This window comes from Streptomyces sp. Q2 (genome assembly GCF_056820935.1).
Genome location: NZ_JBXEJE010000003.1, coordinates 141,348 through 155,370, shown reverse-complemented (window position 1 = coordinate 155,370; position 14,023 = coordinate 141,348). Strand labels below are relative to the sequence as shown.

At 71.5% G+C, this 14,023-nt stretch carries 15 protein-coding genes; 8 read left to right on the top strand and 7 right to left on the bottom strand.

Features of this window, described 5'->3' with window-relative positions; translation table 11 throughout:
• The first annotated feature begins 246 nt into the window (after nucleotides 1–246).
• A complete protein-coding gene (locus ACWBNA_RS05055) occupies nucleotides 247–1,002 on the top strand; it encodes a GbsR/MarR family transcriptional regulator (protein ID WP_482702980.1) in 756 nt (251 codons plus the stop codon).
• Nucleotides 1,003–1,178: 176 nt separating this feature from the next.
• Here ACWBNA_RS05055 and ACWBNA_RS05050 read toward each other — a convergent pair whose 3' ends face one another.
• Entirely contained in the window at nucleotides 1,179–1,709 is a 531-nt protein-coding gene (locus ACWBNA_RS05050) for a peptidoglycan-binding domain-containing protein (RefSeq protein WP_482702699.1), read from the bottom strand.
• A gap of 147 nt (nucleotides 1,710–1,856) precedes the next feature.
• Here ACWBNA_RS05050 and ACWBNA_RS05045 point away from each other — a divergent pair, with 147 nt between their 5' ends.
• From ACWBNA_RS05045 to ACWBNA_RS05030, 4 genes are all read left to right on the top strand, one after another.
• On the top strand, nucleotides 1,857–2,864 hold the full coding sequence (locus tag ACWBNA_RS05045) for an ArsR/SmtB family transcription factor (RefSeq protein ID WP_482702697.1): 1,008 nt from the start codon (nucleotides 1,857–1,859) through the stop codon (nucleotides 2,862–2,864).
• A gap of 239 nt (nucleotides 2,865–3,103) precedes the next feature.
• Entirely contained in the window at nucleotides 3,104–4,327 is a 1,224-nt protein-coding gene (locus tag ACWBNA_RS05040) for an amidohydrolase (RefSeq protein WP_482702695.1), read from the top strand.
• Nucleotides 4,328–4,354: 27 nt separating this feature from the next.
• Nucleotides 4,355–5,401 (top strand): ArsR/SmtB family transcription factor, encoded by a 1,047-nt coding sequence (locus ACWBNA_RS05035; RefSeq protein ID WP_482702693.1) that lies wholly within the window; start codon nucleotides 4,355–4,357, stop codon nucleotides 5,399–5,401.
• A 49-nt stretch (nucleotides 5,402–5,450) separates the two neighbouring features.
• Nucleotides 5,451–5,996 carry a hypothetical protein gene (locus ACWBNA_RS05030; protein ID WP_482702691.1) on the top strand — a complete coding sequence of 182 codons (546 nt, stop codon included), beginning with the start codon at nucleotides 5,451–5,453 and terminating at the stop codon, nucleotides 5,994–5,996.
• A gap of 319 nt (nucleotides 5,997–6,315) precedes the next feature.
• On the opposite strand, the gene ACWBNA_RS05025 is transcribed toward ACWBNA_RS05030, so the two are convergent.
• From ACWBNA_RS05025 to ACWBNA_RS05010, 4 genes are all read right to left on the bottom strand, one after another.
• On the bottom strand, nucleotides 6,316–7,368 hold the full coding sequence (locus ACWBNA_RS05025; RefSeq protein WP_482702689.1) for an NAD(P)/FAD-dependent oxidoreductase: 1,053 nt from the start codon (nucleotides 7,366–7,368) through the stop codon (nucleotides 6,316–6,318).
• A gap of 11 nt (nucleotides 7,369–7,379) precedes the next feature.
• Nucleotides 7,380–7,898 carry an isoprenylcysteine carboxyl methyltransferase family protein gene (locus ACWBNA_RS05020; RefSeq protein ID WP_482702687.1) on the bottom strand — a complete coding sequence of 173 codons (519 nt, stop codon included), beginning with the start codon at nucleotides 7,896–7,898 and terminating at the stop codon, nucleotides 7,380–7,382.
• The gene (locus tag ACWBNA_RS05015) at nucleotides 7,895–8,983 is read right to left on the bottom strand and encodes a type III polyketide synthase (protein WP_482702978.1); all 1,089 of its coding nucleotides are present in this window, start codon (nucleotides 8,981–8,983) and stop codon (nucleotides 7,895–7,897) included. The genes ACWBNA_RS05020 and ACWBNA_RS05015 overlap by 4 nt, the downstream gene beginning before the upstream one ends.
• A gap of 278 nt (nucleotides 8,984–9,261) precedes the next feature.
• On the bottom strand, nucleotides 9,262–10,104 hold the full coding sequence (locus tag ACWBNA_RS05010) for a UbiA family prenyltransferase (protein WP_482702685.1): 843 nt from the start codon (nucleotides 10,102–10,104) through the stop codon (nucleotides 9,262–9,264).
• A gap of 620 nt (nucleotides 10,105–10,724) precedes the next feature.
• Here ACWBNA_RS05010 and ACWBNA_RS05005 point away from each other — a divergent pair.
• Nucleotides 10,725–11,600, top strand: coding sequence for an oxygenase MpaB family protein (locus tag ACWBNA_RS05005; RefSeq protein ID WP_482702683.1), 876 nt, complete (start codon nucleotides 10,725–10,727; stop codon nucleotides 11,598–11,600).
• 23 nt (nucleotides 11,601–11,623) lie between these two features.
• Here the strand turns inward: ACWBNA_RS05005 and ACWBNA_RS05000 are convergent, their stop codons facing one another.
• Together ACWBNA_RS05000 and ACWBNA_RS04995 are read right to left on the bottom strand one after the other, a co-directional pair.
• Nucleotides 11,624–11,992, bottom strand: coding sequence for an amphi-Trp domain-containing protein (locus ACWBNA_RS05000; RefSeq protein WP_482702681.1), 369 nt, complete (start codon nucleotides 11,990–11,992; stop codon nucleotides 11,624–11,626).
• Between the two features lie 61 nt (nucleotides 11,993–12,053).
• The gene (locus tag ACWBNA_RS04995) at nucleotides 12,054–12,494 is read right to left on the bottom strand and encodes a DUF7144 family membrane protein (protein ID WP_482702679.1); all 441 of its coding nucleotides are present in this window, start codon (nucleotides 12,492–12,494) and stop codon (nucleotides 12,054–12,056) included.
• On the opposite strand from ACWBNA_RS04995, the gene ACWBNA_RS04990 reads away from it, so the two are divergent.
• Together ACWBNA_RS04990 and ACWBNA_RS04985 are read left to right on the top strand one after the other, a co-directional pair.
• Nucleotides 12,483–13,217, top strand: a complete 735-nt coding sequence (locus ACWBNA_RS04990; protein WP_482702677.1) for a DUF2252 family protein — start codon at nucleotides 12,483–12,485, stop codon at nucleotides 13,215–13,217. The genes ACWBNA_RS04995 and ACWBNA_RS04990 overlap by 12 nt on opposite strands.
• Nucleotides 13,214–13,633: an SHOCT domain-containing protein gene (locus tag ACWBNA_RS04985; protein WP_482702675.1), complete on the top strand. Its 420-nt coding sequence runs from the start codon at nucleotides 13,214–13,216 to the stop codon at nucleotides 13,631–13,633. Before ACWBNA_RS04990 ends, ACWBNA_RS04985 begins: the two co-directional genes overlap by 4 nt.
• Nucleotides 13,634–14,023: the final 390 nt, after the last annotated feature.

The following is a 14,023-nucleotide window of genomic DNA, read 5'->3' as shown; positions in this document are numbered from 1 at the left end:
TGTGCTCTCCCTCTTCTGCAGCGTGCGCTCCTTCGGCCCGCTGCTTTCCGATGAGGGAAAAGCTACGTTGCGTTCATGAAACTGACAACTGAGTCGTTGCGTAGAAGTGGCATCTGAGCAGGTCGATGGCATGAAATCGTTGCAATGATTGGGAATTTAATGCAACGTCAGGTGATTGTTCATTGCAATGGAGTGCCCGTGAACGCTATGCTGGCCACGCCAATGTGCACGATGAAGGAGACCGTGATGCCGGGAGGCAGGCTCACCCAGGCCGAACGCCAGGAGATCGCGCTGGGGCTGGCCGACGGCCTCGCCTACGCGGAGATCGCCAGACGTCTCGAGCGTCCGACCTCGACGGTCACGCGAGAGGTGATGCGCAACGGCGGCCCCACCGCCTACCGTGCCGACCTGGCGCACCGCGCCACCGAACGCCGCGCCCACCGGCGCCGACAGCCGGTGTCCCGGGGGGCGGAGGCGCCCCCGCAGGCCCACGGACGCGACGCCGAGGCCGTGCGCGAGTACGAGGAGGTGTTCACCACCGTCCTCATGGCTTCGGGCATGCCCATGATGATGTCCCGGGTGATGGCCTGTCTCACCCTCACCGACACCGGCAGCCTCACCGCGTCCGAACTCGTCCAGCGCCTGAAGGTCAGCCCGGCGTCCATCTCCAAAGCCATCGCGTTCCTCGAGAGCCAGGGCCTCGTCCGCCGGGAGCGCGACGAAGGCCGCCGCGAGCGCTACGTCGTCGACGACGACATCTGGTACCAATCGATGATGGCCAGCGCCCGGTCCACGGCCCAACTCGTCGAGATCGCACGCCAGGGCGTTGGCGTCCTCGGCCCGGACACCCCGGCCGCCGCCCGCCTGGAGAACATCGCCCGCTTCCTCGACTTCGTCTCCGAGAGCATCGCCCGCGCCGCGGAGCAGGCCCGCGAAATTCTCCACACGAAACCCGAGACGACCTCAGGCGGCACTGTCACGCCGGGTACAGGTCTCGGATAGTCAGCCGTCTTGGTCGCGGTCCGTGGCGTCACGGGCGGCCTTCTGCGCGGCAACAGGGGCAACTGGCTTTGCGTTCAGGCGTCCGAGGGGGACGGAGTCTCGGAGCCTGCGCGGTCGGCGGGGTGTGAGGGGTTCCGGACGGTGCCGGACGTCCCTCACGCCCCGCGCCGCATCGTCTAGCTGCAGGTCCGGTAGTTGTAGCCCGCTATACGCCCACTGCCGTCGCCGTCGGGGAAGTGGTAGTAGCCGTCGCTGTCACGCGAGAGGGTGAGGCGGTGGCTGGTGCCGATGTAGTAGGCCACGGTGTTGCCGCTCGTCGTGCCGTCGGCGTTGCGCAGCCAGTTGCCGGCCGCGGTCCAGGTGTTCTGTCCGGCCGAACCGTCGCTGCCCACTTGGAACTTGGTCTGCCACCTCGCGGTCGCGGCCGCGGTGGTGCTCCCGAAGTCACCGTCGACGCCGGAGGCGGCGAGTTCGCCGTCGGCCCACAGGATCTTCTGCCACAGGCAGGTCGCGTTGGACTGCTTGTTGTGACCGGTGTCCACGATGCCTTCGTTGTCCCAGTCGTCGGCGAAGACCCCGCCGCCGTAGACGTAGGCCAGACCGCTGTAGGTACCGCTCGCGGACGCCGGGGTGGCGCTCAGCGCGACGGCGGCCGCGGTCAGAGCGCCGATCGTGCAGGCGGCAAGCCTGGATCTCTTCGAGGTCATGGGGGTTCCTCCTGTTTGGGACGACGGTGGACCGTCGGATTCGCGCCACCGTGGCTACTTGGCCTGGCGGAACCTTGGCAGGGACTCGTCACGAACGACACACTCTTGCGGCTGAGTGCAAATATGGAGATCCTCGGGAGGAATCGCGTGCTCCGTATTCACTTCACCGAGGTCGATCTCGCTCGTGTCCGGGTCGCCCCGGAGCCGGACCCGATGTGGGAAGTGCTCGCCACCCTGCACCGCCTCCAGTCACGCGTCGGCCGCTGGCAGTTCGCCGCCTGGCACCGCACGGTCCGCGCGGACCTGAGCGCGGCCGGACTGGCCCGGCCCGTGAGGGAGGTGCTGTTCGCCCTGTATCCGCTCGGGCCCTACCTGCCCGACTTCCTGACGCCCCTGGAGTCCGAGGGCGGCCTGCGGACGGGCCTCGACGGCATCCTGCGCCTGCCCCGGCAGGACGTACTCGACGAGATACGGCTCCTCGACCACGTGTGCGGTGTGCCGTCCTGGGCCCTGCTGCTGGGGCACCAAGCCGAGCGGCGGGAACTCACCGAGCTGATACGCCGCTTCCACGCGGTCGCGGTCGCGCCCTTCGCGGAGCGCATGGACAGCGGGATCATCGCGCACCGGAGCCTTCTCGCCCGTGCCCTGCTGACCGGCGGGACCCAGGGGCTGCTGTCGAGCCTCGGGCCTCGGATGCGCTGGCGCGATCCGGTCCTCGAAGTGGACTACAGAACGGATCGCGACCTCCATCTGCGCGGGCGGGGCCTCAGGATCGTGCCGACGTACTTCTCGTGGGGCACTCCCGTCGCGCTGGCGAACGCCGAGCTGCCGCCCGTTCTCTCGTATCCGCTGAACCATCCGACGGTGCCGGAGGATCCGCAGCACGGTGAAGGAGCGTCCCTGGGAGCCCTTCTCGGGGCCACGCGAGCGCGCGTCCTGAGGAGTGTCGCGGACGGCCTGACCACGGGAGAGCTCGCCCACACCGTAGGGGTCTCGCTCTCCGCCGCCAGCCGGCACGCCTCGGTGCTCCGGGACGCCGGGCTGACGACCAGCCGGCAGATCGGCCCGGCGGTCCTCCACACGCTGACCCCGCTCGGGGCCGCCCTGCTGCGCCAGGCCTTCGGCGGGGTGAAGGCGGCCCGTTCCGAACCGTAGGCGCGCGTCCGGTAGGAGTGCGCCGCAGTACTCGGCACGACCACGGTTCCAGCAAGGACGGACCCGTCGTCTCCGGGACGCGCCTCGTGGTCGTCTCCGTCCCACCGGGTACCCCGGAACGCCGGTGAGGGTTACCTGGGGACCGGTAACCCGGCGCCGTTCCGGCCGCCCGGGCCGCAGTCTCGTTCGTACGCGACGCGTAACGCGTGTCGCCTCGGTCTCGTACGACGGGAGCCTTCATGTCCGCCATGCCTGCCACGTCCGCCGCGTCTGGCGCGTCGCCCTTGCTGGAGAACCTGGTCGCCGAACTCGCCGCGCTGCGGCCCCGGATGGAGGAGGTGAGCCTGTCCGTCCACGGGCGGCCGGAGCTGAAGTTCGCCGAGTTCCACGCCCGGGACGTGCTGACCGGCTGGCTCGCGGAGGCGGGCTTCTCGGTGACGACTCCGGTGGGCGGGCTCGACACCGCCTTCGTGGCCGTGCACGCCGGCGGGAGGCCCGGGCCGTACGTCGCCGTCCTCGCGGAGTACGACGCGCTGCCCGGGGTCGGGCACGGCTGCGGGCACAATCTCATCGCGGCCGGCGGGGTGGCGGCAGCGATCGGAGTCGTACGCGCCTTGCCCCGGCATCCTGGCACGGTCGCCGTGATCGGCACGCCCGGAGAGGAGATGGGCGGCGCGGGCAAGGTGCGGCTGGCCGAGGCCGGGGTGTTCGACGGCGTCGACGCGGCGGTGATGTTCCACCCGGGTGACCGTTCGCTGACCGCCGCGCACGCGCTGGCGGCGGCGCATCTGCGGGTCGCCTTCACCGGTGTGAGCGCGCACGCCGCGAAGTCGCCCTGGGAGGGGCGCAGCGCGCTGGCCGCCGCCCAGCTGTTCCTCAACGCACTCGACACGATGCGGCAGTTCGTGCCGCCGAGCGCCCGGATCCACGGGATTGTCTCGGACGGCGGGCAGGCACCGAACGTCGTCCCGGCCCGCGCCGCCGTGGATCTGTACGTACGGGACCGTACGGCGGCCTTGGCGCGGGCCCTGGTGGAACGGGTGCGCGCGGCCGCGGTGGGCGTGGCGCTCGCCACCGAGACGCAGGCGGAGCTTTCCGAGACCGGTCCGCTGTATGCGGAGCGCCGCGACAACACCGTGCTCGCGGAGCGGTTCGGGGAGGTGGTACGTGTGCTCGGCGTGGACATCGAGCCCGGCGACCGGGACAGCCCGGCCGGCTCCTCCGACATCGGCAACCTCTCGAAGCTGCTGCCCGTCATCCATCCGTACCTCCAGGTCGCCCCCGCCGGGACGCCGAGTCACTCGGAGGCGATGTGCGCGGCGGCCGCGACGTCCTTCGCCCATGACCGTACGCAGGTAGCGGCGGCGGGACTTGGTGCGGTCGTCGCCGAACTGCTCACGGTGCCTTCGCTGTTGGAGGCGGCGTGCGCGGAGTTCGCGGCCGGAGCCGAGGTGCTGACGTGAGCGGGCCGCGGACCTACACTCCAGCTCATGTCGGTCGTGATCATCCTGGAAGGGGCCGCCCCCGACCGCTTCGTCGTCGCCGTGTCGCCGCTCGCGGAGCTCGCGGCGAGCCTGCACGTACTGACCGGGCACGCGCATCACACCGAACACGCGCCGTGGGCCGAAGAGGTCACCCGCTCGGCCCCGCCCGCCTTCCGGGCCGGCCTGCGACGGTTCGCACCGCTGTGGACGGCGCTGCGGTGGCGGGGCTTCTATCCGGGACTCGACGACTCCCTGGACCGGGTCCGGCTCGACCGCTTCGCCCAGCTCACCGCCTACACCTGCGCCAGCGGTTACCGCGGCTTCGACTTCGACCGTGTCTGCCAGGACCCGGCGCAGGCCGCCGCACTGCGCCATGCCGCCTCCGGGCTGCCGGAGCCGCATCTCGCCCTCGCCGAGGACCTGTTGCGCGACCCCGAGGCACTGCGCGCGGACGTCCTCGGCTTCCTGGAGCTGTGCCGTCGTGTCTTCTTCGGATCTCTGTGGCAGGAGACCGAGCCCACGCTCACCCGCGCCGCACACCGCCTACGGCAACGGCTCGCGGACGAGGGGCCCGCGGCGGCCCTTCTCTCCCTCAGCACGTCCAGCGCCCGGCTGTCCGGACCCGCACGCGTTGTCTTCGACAAGGTGCACCACGCGGTGATCACCCCGGTCCGTACACCCGTCCTGCTGATACCCACCAGGTACGGAGCACCGCACCTGCTGGTGAAGGACGAGCCGGGTCTTCCGCCGGTCGTGCACTTCCCGGTCGACACGCCGGAGGTGGGCGTCACCCTGGCCCGCAGCCGCATGCTCGCGCTCACCGATCCGCGCCGGGTACGGCTGTGCCGGCTGATCGCCCGGCAGGCCATGACCACCGCCGACCTCGCGGACCGGCTGCAGATGACCCGCCCTCAGGTCTCCCGTCACCTGCGCACCCTGCGCGACCTGGGCCTCGTACGCGTGGAACGCAACGGCCGCTACGTCCATTACGGCCTCGACCTCACCGCCGTCGAGCGCATCGGCCGGGACGTGGCGACGGCGCTGCAGTACTGACTGCGCCGACGCCACCCGGAAGGTCCCTCCCTGACCTTGGAGTTCGGCCATGACCGGCTACATGACACGCCGTTACCCGATCGTCCGGCATCGCGCTCTGTGGCCGTCCCTCCCGTGGAGCGTGCCGCGCCGGCGGCCCCTGGTCGTCCAGCCGGACGAGATCCTCGTGTACCGGAAGGGCCGGGACGTGTACACGGCCGGCGCGTCCGACGCCTTTCCGGCGGCGCGGTCCACGGCCGTGAGCGTCGTCGACCTGAGCCGTGACGTGGAGCTGCTCTTCGGGTGGTCGCAGGCGGCGCGCGACTCGGAGTTGGACTTCCCGGTCACGGTGACCTATCGCTGTACGGTCGTCGACCCGGTCGCGGTTGTCCGGGCCCGCGGTACGGACGCCGTCCGGAACACCCGCCGCTTCCTCACCCAGGACCGCAAAGCGGCCGAGCTCGACCGTGCCTACTCTCCCGGCGACGAGCAGAGCCTGCACGAAGCCCTGACCACGCTGCTCACGGGGCGGCTGGCCCGAAGGACCGTCCCCGGAGTGCGCGTGATCGCTGATGTGCAGGTGGGGCCCGCAGACCTGCACGCCATGGAGGCCTGACCACGGCCCGGGGCGGAACGCCCGCGCGAAAAGGCCAGACCGGACGGTGATCGGCATCCGCATCAAAGGGCTCGGTGGCCCGGGAAACACGGCGGCGGACCGTAAGGCCGGGTCTTCGACTCCACAACGCTTACCGCTCGTTGTCCTGCGCTCTCGCCTGCCGGCGCCGCCCGAAGAAAGTCACTCGGCACGGGCGTTGGAATCCGTCCTCGCGGCTCGGGTGCCGCCCGGCGATGTCGGTCTCGTGGACCGAACCGAGTCTGCTCGTCGACGAGCAGGCATGTCAGAGAACGCTTCAGCCGGTGACCCGAGCCGATCGCTATCCACTCGGCAGGCTTGCCCGATGCTGTCCGGCCGGGCGGGCCAGCGCGTCGACGGTCGCGGAGAACAGCCACGGCAACCGCTGTGCCAGAGGCACCAGCGCCGCGCGAGCCGGGGGCATCCGCGTCGCACCGAGCAGCGCGCGGGTCAGCCAGCGATAGCGCCGGGTCAGCTGCCGCCACTCCCGCTCGTAGCCCGGCACGTCACCACTGGTGACGGCACGGACGGCCGCCGGCGCCAGCGCGAGCGCCAGCGCGATGCCCTCACCGGTCAGCGCGTCGACGTAGCCGGCGGCATCGCCGACGAGCAGCACTCGCCCGGCGGTGCGCGCACTGGTGTCCTGGCGGAGCGGGCCGGCCCCGCGCACCGGTCCGGCGTGCCCGGCCCCGGCCAGCCGCTCCCGCAGCTCGGGGAAGGCGGCGAGGTGGTCGTCGTACGATCCGCGGGCGGTGGTGAGTACCGCGACACCCACGAGGCCGGCGGCCACCGGGGTCACGTAGGCCTCCGCGCGTCGGGCCCAGTGCACCTCGACATGGTCGCTCCAGGGGGCGAGCTCGTAGTGGCGCCGCAGCCCGTGTCGCGGGCGGGCCGGGCGTGGCCGTTCGAGCCCCAGGGCCCGGCGGATCGGCGAGTGCAGGCCGTCGGCCGCGACAAGGTGGCCGGCGCGGGTGCCGTCGACCAGCACACCGTCCTCGTCCTGCTCGACACGGTGTGCGGTGCGCTGCTCGATCCGTACGCCCGCGGCCAGCACCATCTCACGCAGCGCCGCGTGCAGCGTCGTGCGACGTACCCCCCGGCCCGGACCCGCTCCGAAGTCGGCGTCGACCCGGCGCGGCCCGGCGACGTAGCGGATGCCGCGCAGTTCGTGCCCCGGCGGGCGCACACCGAGGGCCGCCAAGGCGGTGACCGCGCCCGGCATCAGTCCCTCGCCGCACGCCTTGTCGACGGTTCCGGCGCGTCGTTCCCACACCGCGACCTCGAGTCCCGCCCGCGCCGCGTGCAGGGCCGTGGCCAGGCCCGCGGGCCCCCCGCCGACGACGAGCAGGTCCATGTGCGTCTCCTTCAGGCCAGTTGTGCCAGGGCGGCGTCCTCGGTGCGGATGCGGGTGGCGAGCAGGAAACCGTTCAGCACCGTGAAGGCGACCGCCGTGACCCAGGCCGAGTCCACCAGGGGGAGTGCGAGCCCTTCCACGACGACGGCCACGTAGTTGGGGTGCGGGATCCAGCGGTAAGGGCCGCCCGTCACGCGCGCGGCGCCCGGCACGACGATCACCCGGGTGTTCCACTGCCGTCCCAGGGTGGCGATGCACCACCACCGCAGCGCCTGCGAGGCCGCGACGAGGGTGAGCATGGACCAGGCGAGGATTGCCGGCGTGTCGGGCCGGCGCGTCCACACCTCCACGAGCGCGCCGACGAGCAGACCCGTGTGCAGCACCACCATGAACGGGTAGTGCCCCCGCCCGGCCTCCACGCCGCCCCGCGCGAGGCTGAGGGCGGCGTTGCGCTGGGACACGACCAGCTCGGCGACCCGCTCCAGGCCGACGGCCAGGACCAGGACGGTGAACAGGATCTCGCTGCTCACTGCTCACCACCCGGAGCCCGCAGGAGCACGAACTCGGAACAGAAGCCCGGGCCCATGGCGACCATGAGCCCGTAGGAACCGGGCGAGGGCGGGCGGTCGGCGAGCGTGTCCGCCAGGACGTGCAGCACCGAGGAGGAGGACAGGTTGCCGATCCGGCGCAGCGAGTCCCAGGTCACGCCCAGGGAGTTCCGGTCGACCCCGAGGGCGTCCTGCAGTGCTTCGAGGACCTTGGGGCCGCCGGGGTGCGCGACGTACCAGCCGAGGTCGTCGCCGGTCAGGTGGTGGTCGGCGAGGAAGCCGCGGACGTCGTCGCCGATGTGACGGCGCACCAGGTCGGGGACCGAGGGGTCGAGCACGATCTTCAGCCCGCCCGAGCCCACGTCCCAGCCCATCATGCGCTCCGAGTCGGGGTAGAGACGGCTGCGCGACGCGAGGACCTCGGGACGAGCCGGGTCGTCGGACTGCGCGAGCGGGTGCTCGGACCCGACCGCGACCACCGCCGCGGCGCCGTCCCCGAACAGCCCGCTGGCCACGAGGTTGGCGACCGATGTGTCGTCGCGCTGCAGTGTCAGCGAGCACAGCTCGACCGACATCAGCACCGCCACCCCGTCCGGGCGACCGCGCAGCAGGTCGTGCAGTCGGGCGACACCGGCCACGCCCGCCACACAGCCGAGACCGACGAGGGGCAGGCGCACGACGTCGGGCCGCAGACCGATCTCCGCCGCGACACGGGCCTCCAGCGAGGGGACGGCCAGACCGGTCACCGTGCACGACACGATGTAGTCGACGTCGGCCGGTGTGAGGCCGACGCTCTTCAGCGTGTCGACGACCGCGCGAGCGCCGAGCTCGACGCCGGCCCGGATGAAGACGTCGTTCGACTGGCCGAAGTTCTCGAGCCGGGCGTACTCGTCCAGCGGGAGCACGGTATGCCGGGTCTCGACGCACACGTTGCGGTGGAACCGTTCCACGACGCCGCGCTTGGCGGTGTCCTCGACCAGCATGGTGGTGAGGGACGCGGTGATGTCCTCCTGCCGGTGGCGGTGCTCGGGCAGGGCGCCGCGAACGCTGAGGACGCGCATGGTCATGCTGGCTCCTGTGGTCGGCTGGTCGGGCGTGGTGGGCGCGACGGTCGGGGTGAGTCGCCCCCGGGCGAGTCGGAGCCCGACGAAGCCGTCGAGGACACGCTGGTGGGCCGAGGCGCGCAGCCCGGCCCCGAGGACCCGGGTGGCGCGGCGGGGCATGGCGGGGCGGCGAAGTCCACCCGGTCCGGGAGGGCGACGCGCCGGCCCGGATCGGCGTGCGGCCAGCCCTGGGCCGGCGGCGACTGCCACCGGGAGGTCGACGTGCTCGGGTGAGGGCGACATCAGCCCGCCGCCACGAGCAGGACGACGTCGAGGAGGGCGATGGCCACCGCGGCGCGGAAGGGAGTACGACCGCGGGCGACCAGCGTGAGCAGTGCCAGCACGGTCACCAGTGCGAGGACCGCCCACGCCCACGCCGGGGGCGTTCCTGCGGGACCGAGCACGGCGAGCAGCGAGGCGGCCGGCAGCAACACGGCGGCAAGGAGGCGCGAGCGACGTTCGCCGATCCGGTGCGGGAGCCCGCGGATGCCGGTCAGTTCGTCGTCGGCGAGGTCGGGCAGCGTGTTGAGCAGGTGCGCCCCGACACCGAGCGTGGCTCCGGCGCCCGTCATCCACAGTGGCGCCCAGCCCTGGGTGGGGTCGGCGAGGGTGACGACCGACGGCAGCGTCCCGAACGCGCAGGCGTACGGTGCCCAGGACCACGCGGTCGCCTTGAGCCCAAGGTTGTAGGCGTGGCCCGCACCGGTGGCGAGGGTGGCGTTGACCAGCGCGCTGCGCCAGCCGGCCAGCGCGGACAGCGCGAGACAGGCGAGTGCCGCCACGACCAGGGCCGTCACCACCTGGCTGACCGCGAGGGCGCCGGTGGCCAACGGCTTGTCGGTGCGGCCGACGGCGCGGTCACGACGGAGGTCCAGCAGGTCGTTGCCCCAGCCGATCGTGAGCTGGCCGGTGAACACCGCCGCGGTGACGGCGAAGGCGTTGAGCGGGCGCAGGTCGGCGCGGAGCGCGAGCAGGCCCGCGACGGCGGTCACCGCGAGGGCGGGCCCGCCATGGGCGGCGGCGAGCAGCGCGGACAGGGGAGAGGGTCCGGGGCGCACCGGGATCGCGCGAGTGGTCACGGGCATCGCCACCCCTCGACCGGCCTGGGGCGGATCGTGGCGCAGTGTGCGCAGTGCGCGCCGAGCACCGTTCGCGGGCGCAGCACGGGCGTTCCGTCGGACCAGGCGTCCTTGAGGTGCAGGCACCCGGTGTCGACCTGCTGAAGCCATGGCAGGCGCCGGTCCAGGTCGAGGAGGTCATGCGTGCCCTCGGCACCTGGGCGTCGTACAACCACGGAGCCACTGCTTCCCGTTGCACGTCTGACCATGAGGGGCATACAGGATCGCTGCCACATAGTCCGCCCGCTCACACGAGGCACTCCGGCATTTGGTGGACGTCCGGACCTCCGCGGCATCACAGCCCCCGCTGTCCCGCGCGGGCACGCTGTTCATGCCTGGGCGGCTCGTCCGTCGGTGGGTGCGGGACTGCGGCCCGGTGTACGAACAGGCCGTGGTCCTGCAGGCGGTCATCCCACCGTTTCGGGGCCGGAACCACGCGCGGCCGCGGCTGCGGACAGCATCCACCGCGGGTCGAGGTAAGCGCGGCCGCGGTCGGAATGGTCATGACAGTCAGATAGTAGTGGCGAGAGGCTTCGGCTACGCCGCCATCTGTTCCGTCGCGGACGACGACGTCGCAGAATGGGACCATGGACAGGGACGTCCTCACGGTCTTCGGCGTGCGGGACAGGCTCGGCAAGGCACTCTTCAGCCGCGTCGCGGGGCCGGACGGACCTGCGAACCGGGCTCGCATCCACAACACCCCGGGGCCGCGGTGGTTCGGACCGGAACGGCCCATCCGCGTCGTGCACGGCGACGCCTCGATGTTCATCGGCGGACTGCGCGCGCTGCTACTGCAGTCCCTGCATCCGCTGGCCATGGCCGCCGTGGCCGCTCATTCGGGGTACCGCGGCGACCCCTGGGGGCGTCTGCAGCGCACCAGCACGTTCCTCGCCGTGACGACCTTCGGAACCGCCGAAGACGCCGGCAGCGCCGTCGAACGGGTCCGCGCGATCCATGAGCGGGTCACAGGGGTGACAGCGGAGGGCGAGCGCTACCAGGCCTCCGATCCCCACTTGCTCGAGTGGGTGCACGTCACCGAAACGGACAGCTTCCTGCGCGCCCACGAGCGCTTCGGGGCACGGCCCCTCGAACCCACCGACTACGACGCCTACGTGGCGGACACGGCGAAAGTGGCGACGGCCCTCGGGGTGCCGGACCCGCCACGGACGCGGGCGGACCTCGAAGCACGCCTGGCCGCGTACCGTCCGGAACTCCGTGCCACCCCCGAGTGCCGGGCGACCGCGCGCTTCCTGCTGGTACACCCACCGCTGCCGCTCGCCGTCCGGCCCGCCTATGCCCTGCTCGCGGCCAACGCGGTGACCTCCCTCCCGGAGTGGGCCCGCAGACTGCTGTGGCTTCCGCGCGTCCCCGTGCTCGAGGACGTCGCCATACCGCTCACCGGCCATGTCCTGACCAGGGCGATCAGGTGGAGCATGAATCCCCCGCCCTCCACCACGCGGTGATCAGACCGAGGTCCCGCCACGGCTCAGGGCGATTTCGCAGCGGACCGCTTCGCGCTTTTGCTCCTGCTGGTGGCTGTACTGCTGCGCCCTGGCTTGCCGGGCACGCTCTTTCGCGTGGTCGCTTCCTTTGTGCCCGCGTCCGACCGTGAGGGCGCTGTCCGGGCCTTTGCGGTCGGCCACTTGAACTCGATCTCCAGTTGGATCTCCCCATCACCGATCTCGACCTCCATCTCGCTGCGAAGGTCGTCGGGGATCCGCAGGCTCAAAGTGCCCGGGCTGAGCTCAAGGTCGGCCTCTCCGCCTTCTCGCAGCGCGGCTGCGAGTGCCGTGAGCTGCTCAGCCGCTTCGAGCCGTGACAGCGAGCGCTTCTGCTCGAACTTGAGATCCTTCATGGGTGTCTCCGATCCGGAGACGGCCGTTGTCTCGGGCCGCGACCCGGGGCCATCCCCTGCTTCATCGCTCCGACGGACTGGGAGCGGCGCACAGCGCCCAGATCACGAAGCCGTTGATCGCGATCAGGACGGTGGCCCACAACGGCGCGTAGGGGATCCAAAGGAAGTTCGCGAGCATGGCGAGTCCGGCCAGTGCCACGCCGACGACCCTGGCCCAGGTGGCGCCCTGGAGCAGGGCTGCGCCGGCGAGAGTGATGACCACGCCCATGATCAGGTGGAGCCGGCCCCATCCGGTCGGATCGAACTCGAACACGTAGGTGCGGGCGGCGACGAGCACCTCGTCATCGGCGATGGCGGCGATGCCCGCGAAGAGGGCCATCAGGCCACCGAAGATCATCAGAACGCCCGCGAAGACCAGCCAGCCGCTGCCGATGCCGGTACCGGTCCTGGTTGAACTTCGCAACGCGGCACGCGAGTGAGCCCCACTCGCATGACTGCTCATCGCCGGCTCCTCTTGTGTCGTACGGCCCCGCACAACCGCGCGTTCGCGTTCGGCCTGCCGGGCTACTTCCAATCTCTTCCTGTGGGCTGCGTCGCGCACCTCGGGCGCGAAAAACGGCGCACTCGGTCGTCGTACAGGTCGGTCCCGGCACCGACGCGCAGAAAGCGCACGGCTCCTCGGCCGGTTCCGTCGCCCGACGCCGATGGCGGAGATGCCGGTCCGTACGGGATGTGGAACGGTGGGAGTGGGCCGGGGACCTGGCCAGGGTCGGCCAGGTACTTCCCAGGGCCGCTCCGCCCAGGAGGTGGCGTCATGGCTGACCTGGTCAGCGGGAGGCTTCCGGAGACGCGGGCGGCATGGGGCCGGGCCAACCGGGCGGATACGTCGCGCTCGGCCCACGCGCAGTACCAGCCCTCGGTGAAGCGACCGCCCCCGGTGGACAGCATCCAGGCGCAGTCGGCCGCCCGGCCGCCGGTACTCGTACCCATCCGTCACGGGTGGATGCTGCAGTCATCCGCCCGCTTCTCCCGTGCTGCCGTGAACCTCCGGCTGCTCGCCTCGCCCGAGCGACATCGGGTGTTCGACATCAACGACTTCGACGAGCCTCAGCCCGGCCCGTCGGGAAAGCGAGCCCGCGAGGGTGCTCGGCGGGCCACGGTACCGGGGGCCGGAGATGACACTGCCGTGCCGCGAGGCACGACAAAGGCAGGAGGACGACTATGAGCGACAACCTGTATCTGGCATACGACTATCCGCTCCTGGGCGCGTTCTGGACGATGATGTGGGTCTTTCTGTGGATCCTGTGGATCACTCTGCTGTTCCGCATCATCGGCGACATCTTCCTCGACGACTCGCTGAGCGGCTGGGGGAAGACGGCGTGGACCTTCTTCGTGATCATCCTGCCGTTCCTCGGCATCTTCGTGTACCTGATCGCCCGGGGTCGTGACATGGGTGAGCGTCAACAGCGGGCCGCCAGGGCGCGGCAGGAGTCGCTCGACGCGTACATCCGGGACACCGCCGCGAGCGGGGGCACGGGCGGCCATGCGGACGAGCTGACCAAGCTCTCCGAGCTCAAGAGCAAGGGTGAGCTCACCGAGGCGGAGTTCCAGAACGCCAAGCAGAAGGTCCTGACGTCCTGACCGGACCGCAGGACTGCCAGCCGGGCTCCTCCGACAGTGCGGCCGGCCAACTGGAGCGATGCGCGCGCCGGTGACCGGCCACACCGGCATCGGCGCCGCTTACGCCCGCCTCCTCGCAGACGACTCGGACGTCGTCCTGGTGGCCAGCCGTGCCGACCGCCTGCAGGACCTGGCGGAGGAGCTCCGTAAGGTCGCCGCTGCCGTCAAGGCCCTTCCAGCCGACCTCGCCACCCGCCAAGGCAGCGCTGAGGACGTCCACGTCCTGAGCGAGGCGCACGTCCAGCTCGTCCGCGCCGCGCTGCCCGGCATGCTCGCCGCCGACGGCACCATCGTCGGCATCGCCTCGCTGCTCGCCTTCAGCGCCGGACCGCCCATGCCGGCTGCGCCGCA